This window comes from Shigella sp. FC1544, assembly GCF_001722145.1.
Taxonomy (GTDB): domain Bacteria; phylum Pseudomonadota; class Gammaproteobacteria; order Enterobacterales; family Enterobacteriaceae; genus Escherichia; species Escherichia coli.
On sequence record NZ_MECT01000117.1, the window covers coordinates 1 to 6,251 of the forward strand.

A 6,251-nucleotide genomic window follows, 5' to 3' on the forward strand; every position below is an offset into this window, starting at 1 on the left:
TGAGCGACATAATCTGAATCTGAGACAACATCTGGCAAGGCTGGGACGGAAGTCACTGTCGTTCTCAAAATCGGTGGAGCTGCATGACAAGGTCATCGGGCATTATCTGAACATAAAACACTATCAGTAAGTTGGAGTCATTACCGGCCACTTAAAATGGTTGTTTGCCATTCGGTTAATGAATGCCTAAACGGGAAATAATGTAAAAGATTATTTTTTATAAATAATTCGTTTAAATATCCAACATAAAGTAGTACAAATGAAAAAGCTGATATGCAAAGTACTGATTTAACCGGTGAGGATGTTAATCTTATGATGTTTTTTTCAATAAAATTCCATTTTAAATTCGAATAAAATGGATTTTTAACCATTTTATTACGAACATAGTTCTTTGCTAAAATCTCTGTTGCACTTAAAAATTGTCCAATCATGAATTACTCTTCTATAAAGTGTGGGTCTACTAACTAAACTGGAACTTTTACTATTGAGTCATATTCCCTTGGACGGGATGGACTGTGAAGATTATACTTGACTTCCTCTGTCATGTGGGAAAAACATCCGTATTATTGTTAGCATCTGGTTGATGCCCCAACCTCTGACATCTAGTGGGCTGATACATTATCTTTTGTTCTTACTGTCAGTGTAGAAGCACATCTCAAAAATAATATTTTTAAGAGATTTATTCTGTTTCTGCTATCCATTCCGGGATTTTTGCTTCAAGTTCAAGCTGCGTGGTAAAGCCGCTGTTATCAATGGTGTGCTCGGCTTTTGCAATAATCCAGTCCTGATAATCAATCTCGCTTTTAAAGCCTGTCACTGTGCCATGCATTTCGGGATAGAGTTCTGCACCACCACGCGCCAGCGTGATGGAGAATGATGCGGCTCCGCGTTGTAGCTGCTGCCACTTTGCCGCCGCTGCGCGTCTTGCTGCCTGCTCGTTCTGATAAGTCTTGCGTAACACAAACACGTTGCCTTCCGCACCTTCCATATAGTCGCCTTCCCGACTGCTGCTTTTCTCCTTTTTGGGTTTTGGCGGTTTGCGGCGTTTCACGCTGACTTTTTTCTTTTTCCCGTAATTAAGATCAAGCCAGTAGGCGCGTACCCCCGTATACGCCTCGCGGTCAGCAATGCGGAACTGATGGCGATCGCCGCTGCTGCGTGTAATGGCGAACGAGGGCAACGGCTGCCCCTGTGCGTTCACGCCACCACCTGGCATGATGAATAACAGATTGCCGCTTTTTACCGTGGCGATTGCTCCCAGCATTTCCGCCATGCGCGTAAGAAAGGACATGTCGCTTTCTTCGGTCTGGTCGGCGTGGTCGATTTCGATATCCATCAGCATTTCGCTGATTTGCGGTTTCAGACCGTACCGATGAGCGATGGCGGATACCACACGCTCAACGGTCACATCATGCCAGGACACCTCACGTTTAACGTTAAATTCATCCCGAAAATCTGCGCTTCTGGCTGAAACAGTCAGCCTGTCCGGCGGTCCTTCGTGAGCGATTTCATCAACAATGTAAGTGCCTTTTTCTGTCAGCGGTTCCCCTTTCCAGCCAATGAGAACCGTCAGACGCGCGCCCCGTGGCGGTAGCTGCAACTGACCATCCGCATCATCCAGCGTGATGGTGAGCTGGTCCGCCTCAAATCCCCGGTTGTCGGTCAGTTACAGGCTCATCAGGCGCTCCGCCACGCCTGACAGCGTTTTACCCTCCGAGAGAATATCAAAATCCGGCATTTTCACGGGGGCCGTGCCCTGACTGAGCAATTGCATGGTGGTGTCGGTCATCTGCTCCCTCCCTGTGCGGCATGGTCGCATGTGCGTGCGGAGGGGGGTACTGCTTTTTGTTGTCGCCGTGGCGGGAGAACGGCGCAGGGGTGAGATTACGCGCGTGGTGGGTGATGATTGTTGCTGAATCATTTAACGGATACAAGGGGCTGAAGCTATGAGTGAAACTCGTTTTCATGGTGCCCGTGTTACGGAGAATACCGACCTGGTAACAGCGATTAACGATGTTGATTCCAGCGTTATCGGTATCGTGGCAACGGCGGATGATGCGGACGCGAAGCTGTTCCCGCTGAACAAGCCCACACTGCTGACCCGCGTCAATGACGTGCTGGGAAAATGCGGGACAACGGGGACGCTTTATCGTGCGCTTAAGGCCATCGCAGACCAGGTGAGCACAAAGGTGATCGTCGTTCGCGTGGCTGAACACAAAGAAGAAGACGGAAAAACGCAGGATCAACTGGTTATCGGTGGTTCTGAGGATGACGGCAGCTATATGGGGATGTATGCGCTGCTTGTTGCAGAGCAGGATGAAAGCATCGGATACCGTCCGCGTATTCTGGCCGCGCCGGAGCTGGACACGGAGGCGGTAACAAAATCCCTGTGCGTGATTGCAGATAAACTGCGCGCGTTTGTGTATGCCTCATGTCATGGCTGTAACACGATGGCCGAGGCAATTACCTACCGCCAGAAATTCAACGAACGTGAGGTGATGCTCTTATGGCCGGACTTCATCGCCTACAACCCGAAAAATGGCAAAAACGAAACGTTCCCCGCGCCTGCCTATGCGTGCGGCCTTCGTGCGTACATTGACCATGAACAGGGATGGAACAAATCGCTGTCCAACGTTCCGGTTAAAAATGTGCTGGGGATGTCGAGGCATGTGTTCTGGTCGTTGCAGGCCGAAGACAGCGATGCCAACAGCCTCAACAACAAAGAAATCACGACCATTATTCGTCGCAACGGGGTCCGCTTCTGGGGTAACCGCACACCGGAAACGAACGCCTACATCTTTGAGGTGTATACCCGAACCGCACAGGTGCTGGCTGATTCAATTGCGGAAGCGCAGTTTGAAACCATCGACAGTCCACTGACGCCTGCGAATGTGAAGGATGTTATCAGTGCCATCAGGGCAAAACTGGATTCACTGGTGACTGCCGGGAAACTGATTGGCGCGGAGTGCTGGTATGACGTGGTGGATAACAGCACCACGGATTTACGTCAGGGACGTGTGCGTATTCGCTACAAATATACGCCCGTTCCGCCACTGGAAGACATGGAGCTTTACCAGACGTTTACTGATGAATACTTTGAACCCGCATTTGCGGTGCTGGGAGGTGCCTGATGGCTGTGCCAAAACATCTTCGCTTTTTTACGCTGTTTGTGGATGGTGAAAACGAAGTGGGTAATGTGACGTCCGTCACTCTGCCTAAGCTGACGCGCAACACCGACAGCTACCGGGGTGGTGAAGTGGCTAAACTGGAAGAAGAACTGGGTTATCACGATGGTTTTCTCGACACCGCTGAACACTTTTACCTGTTTGTGATTCAGGGGCCGAAATCCTTAGCGACTGAGCTGCGCCTGGACAAATATCCGCTCAATGTGCTGATTGTTGACGATATTAAACCGTATAAAGAACGCAAAGTGGCAATCCTCAACGGTGCGCACACCGCGCTGGTGCCGGTGGCGTTCCAGGCAGGGCTGGATACCGTAGGTGAAGCGATGAACGATGCTGAAATTTGCGCATTCGTTGAAAAAGCCATCGACGAAGAAATTATTCAGGTACTGGATTTGCCTCGTGATGAACTGGAATCTTTCGCCAGTGCAGTCACCGGGCGTTTCCGTAACCCGTACATTAAGCATCAGCTGCTGTCTATCGCGCTCAACGGTATGACCAAGTTCCGCACCCGCATCCTGCCGCAGCTGCTGGCAGGGCAGAAGGCAAACGGCACACTTCCGGCGCGCCTTACTTTCGCATTAACGGCATTGATTGCCTTCTATCGCGGTGAGCGTAACGGAGAAACATATCCGGTACAGGACGATGCACACTGGCTGGAACGTTATCAGCAACTCTGGAGCCAGCATCGTGACCGTGTTATCGGCACCCCGGAACTGGTAGCGATTGTTTTGGCAGAAAAAGACCACTGGGAGCAGGACCTGACGCAAGTGCCTGGTCTGGTCGAGCAGGTTGCTAATGACCTGGATGCGATTCTTGAAAAAGGGATGCGCGAAGCTGTACGCCCGTTGTGCTAATACTCTGAACCCGGTTTCGACCGGGTTTCTTATTTCACTATATTAGTTACAACATCCTATATGCCTTTATCATTAACAGGTGCCACATGCAGCGCCTGTTAATGTTGTAAGCTTGTAGGTAATTTGTAAGTAGCGTCTTGAGAATGTGATCGTAATCACGTTTAATAGGGCGACTTTTCCACGCCTGAAGATAACCATGATTGTTCGTCCACAACAACACTGGCTGCGCCGTATTTTTGTCTGGCACGGCTCAGTATTATCCAAGATATCCTCGCGCTTACTACTCAATTTTCTCTTTTCTATCGCTGTTATTTTCATGCTGCCCTGGTACACGCATCTGGGCATCAAATTCACCCTCGCACCGTTCAGCATTCTCGGTGTCGCCATCGCCATTTTTCTTGGTTTTCGTAATAATGCCGGGTACGCCCGTTACGTTGAAGCGCGAAAACTTTGGGGACAGTTGATGATTGCCTCACGGTCGTTACTACGTGAGGTAAAAACGACATTGCCGGATTCGGCAAGTGTAAGGGAGTTTGCCAGGCTGCAAATCGCCTTCGCCCACTGTTTACGCATGACATTACGCAAACAGCCACAGGCGGAAGTGCTGGCTCATTATCTCAAGACTGAAGATCTTCAGCCTGTACTGGCTTCGAACTCTCCAGCTAACCGTATCTTGTTAATAATGGGGGAGTGGTTGGCGGTTCAGCGCCGCAATGGGCAGCTTTCAGAAATCCTGTTTATTAGCCTCAACGATCGGCTTAATGATATTTCAGCGGTCCTGGCAGGATGCGAGCGCATTGCCTATACGCCAATTCCCTTTGCCTACACCCTGATTTTGCATCGTACTGTTTATCTGTTTTGTATCATGCTGCCGTTCGCGCTGGTCGTGGACCTGCATTACATGACGCCTTTTATCTCTGTGCTGATTTCCTACACTTTTATTTCGCTGGATTGTCTGGCGGAAGAACTGGAAGATCCGTTCGGTACTGAAAACAATGATTTACCGCTGGATGCCATCTGCAACGCTATTGAAATTGACCTCTTACAGATGAACGATGAAGCCGAAATTCCAGCAAAAATTCTTCCCGATCGTCATTACCAGCTGACGTGATATTTACTCCATACGCCGGGCAACAATAAAAAGACGCGGAAATGCCAGCAGTATCTGTCCGTTCTCTTGCAGTGGATACTGCTCTTCCAGCATCTGATGGTAGCGCTTAAGAAAAAGCTGCTGTTCGCTCTCGGTCAGATCCTGTAACCACGGACGTAATCCAGTGGCGGTCACCCAATCGATAATCGCCTGGTGCGACGGCATCTGGTGATAGTAGGTGGTTCGCCAGATATCGACCTCACATCCGGCTTCGCTCAAAATATCGTAGTAAGCATGAACGCCAGCCAACGGCTCACGCCCGCGATCCGGGTAGTTTTGTTCCCAGGCAACTTCGCGCATGAGCACATGGGTCGGCTCCAGCCAGTTATCTGGCATCTGTACTGCCAGCACGCCCTGCGGATTAAGTAAAGAAACCAAGTGAGGAAACAATTCGTAGTGGTCAGGCAGCCATTGCAGTGAGGCATTAGCAAAAATCAGATCGAGTGCCTGTACCGGTTGCCAGTTGCGGATGTCTGCTTCCACGAACTGGCAGTCTGGCAAAGCACTGCGCGCTTCAGCAATCATCGCCGGAGACGAGTCGATGCCTGTTATCCTGGCCGCAGGCCAACGTTGTTGTAGAAGGGCGGTGCTGTTACCTGGGCCACAGCCAAGATCGGCGACATATTCGACATTTTCCAGCGGCACTCTGGCAAGCAGCTCCACCGCCGGACGCGATCGTTCAGCGGAAAAGTGCAAATATAAAGAGGGGTTCCAGTCAGTAATGCCGATCAGTTAAGGATCAGTTGACCGATCCAGTGGCTGTGTAAGAATCCGGAAACGCTCACTTGTTTCCGGATTTTTTTATGCACATTGGACAGGCTCTTGATCTGGTATCCCGTTACGATTCTCTGCGTAACCCACTGACTTCTCTGGGGGATTACCTCGACCCCGAACTCATCTCTCGTTGCCTTGCCGAATCAGGTACTGTAACGCTACGCAAGCGCCGTCTTCCCCTCGAAATGATGGTCTGGTGTATTGTTGGCATGGCGCTTGAGCGTAAAGAACCTCTTCACCAGATTGTGAATCGCCTGGACATCATGCTGCCGGGCAATCGCCCCTTCG

At 50.3% G+C, this 6,251-nt stretch carries 8 protein-coding genes and 3 pseudogenes; 7 read left to right on the forward strand and 4 right to left on the reverse strand.

Annotated elements, in window-relative coordinates; translation table 11 throughout:
* Nucleotides 1–130, forward strand: a 130-nt coding sequence (locus BGK49_RS08310) for an IS1 family transposase (RefSeq protein WP_001554957.1), incomplete at its 5' end; no start/stop codon positions are given.
* Nucleotides 131–140: 10 nt separating this feature from the next.
* Here BGK49_RS08310 and BGK49_RS25895 read toward each other — a convergent pair.
* Together BGK49_RS25895 and BGK49_RS08315 are read right to left on the reverse strand one after the other, a co-directional pair.
* The gene (locus tag BGK49_RS25895) at nt 141–431 is read right to left on the reverse strand and encodes a hypothetical protein (RefSeq protein ID WP_241525420.1); all 291 of its coding nucleotides are present in this window, start codon (nt 429–431) and stop codon (nt 141–143) included.
* A gap of 248 nt (nt 432–679) precedes the next feature.
* Entirely contained in the window at nt 680–1,480 is an 801-nt protein-coding gene (locus tag BGK49_RS08315) for a contractile injection system protein, VgrG/Pvc8 family (RefSeq protein WP_435431303.1), read from the reverse strand.
* On the opposite strand from BGK49_RS08315, the pseudogene BGK49_RS31635 reads away from it, so the two are divergent.
* Nucleotides 1,441–1,533: pseudogene (locus tag BGK49_RS31635) on the forward strand (hypothetical protein); the annotation flags it as partial. The gene BGK49_RS08315 and the pseudogene BGK49_RS31635 sit on opposite strands and share 40 nt — an antisense overlap.
* 133 nt (nt 1,534–1,666) lie before the next feature.
* Here the strand turns inward: BGK49_RS31635 and BGK49_RS31640 are convergent.
* Entirely contained in the window at nt 1,667–1,789 is a 123-nt protein-coding gene (locus BGK49_RS31640; RefSeq protein ID WP_000132763.1) for a hypothetical protein, read from the reverse strand.
* A gap of 157 nt (nt 1,790–1,946) precedes the next feature.
* Here BGK49_RS31640 and BGK49_RS08325 point away from each other — a divergent pair, with 157 nt between their 5' ends.
* The 4 genes and pseudogenes from BGK49_RS08325 (at nt 1,947) to BGK49_RS08340 (ending at nt 5,150) form a co-directional block, all read left to right on the forward strand.
* A complete protein-coding gene (locus BGK49_RS08325) occupies nt 1,947–3,131 on the forward strand; it encodes a phage tail sheath subtilisin-like domain-containing protein (RefSeq protein WP_000005370.1) in 1,185 nt (394 codons plus the stop codon).
* A pseudogene (locus tag BGK49_RS30940) lies at nt 3,131–3,205 on the forward strand (phage major tail tube protein); the annotation flags it as partial. The gene BGK49_RS08325 and the pseudogene BGK49_RS30940, both read left to right, overlap by 1 nt.
* Nucleotides 3,206–3,247: 42 nt before the next feature.
* Nucleotides 3,248–4,039, forward strand: a pseudogene (uxaB, locus tag BGK49_RS08330) (tagaturonate reductase); the annotation flags it as partial.
* Nucleotides 4,040–4,235: 196 nt separating this feature from the next.
* The gene (locus BGK49_RS08340; RefSeq protein ID WP_005025442.1) at nt 4,236–5,150 is read left to right on the forward strand and encodes a bestrophin family protein; all 915 of its coding nucleotides are present in this window, start codon (nt 4,236–4,238) and stop codon (nt 5,148–5,150) included.
* A 3-nt stretch (nt 5,151–5,153) separates the two neighbouring features.
* Here the strand turns inward: BGK49_RS08340 and tam are convergent, their stop codons facing one another.
* The gene (gene tam, locus BGK49_RS08345; protein WP_024258604.1) at nt 5,154–5,912 is read right to left on the reverse strand and encodes a trans-aconitate 2-methyltransferase; all 759 of its coding nucleotides are present in this window, start codon (nt 5,910–5,912) and stop codon (nt 5,154–5,156) included.
* 62 nt (nt 5,913–5,974) lie between these two features.
* On the opposite strand from tam, the gene BGK49_RS08350 reads away from it, so the two are divergent.
* Nucleotides 5,975–6,251: transposase domain-containing protein (locus BGK49_RS08350; protein WP_024249094.1), on the forward strand; the 277-nt coding region annotated here is incomplete at its 3' end.

What these genes read in the sequence shown, in the direction of transcription:
- BGK49_RS25895 (WP_241525420.1), bottom strand. Translation starts at nt 431, where the DNA reads ATGATTGGACAATTTTTAAGTGCAACAGAGATTTTAGCAAAGAACTAT.
- BGK49_RS31640 (WP_000132763.1), bottom strand. Translation starts at nt 1,789, where the DNA reads ATGACCGACACCACCATGCAATTGCTCAGTCAGGGCACGGCCCCCGTG.
- BGK49_RS08325 (WP_000005370.1), top strand. Translation starts at nt 1,947, where the DNA reads ATGAGTGAAACTCGTTTTCATGGTGCCCGTGTTACGGAGAATACCGAC.
- BGK49_RS08340 (WP_005025442.1), top strand. Translation starts at nt 4,236, where the DNA reads ATGATTGTTCGTCCACAACAACACTGGCTGCGCCGTATTTTTGTCTGG.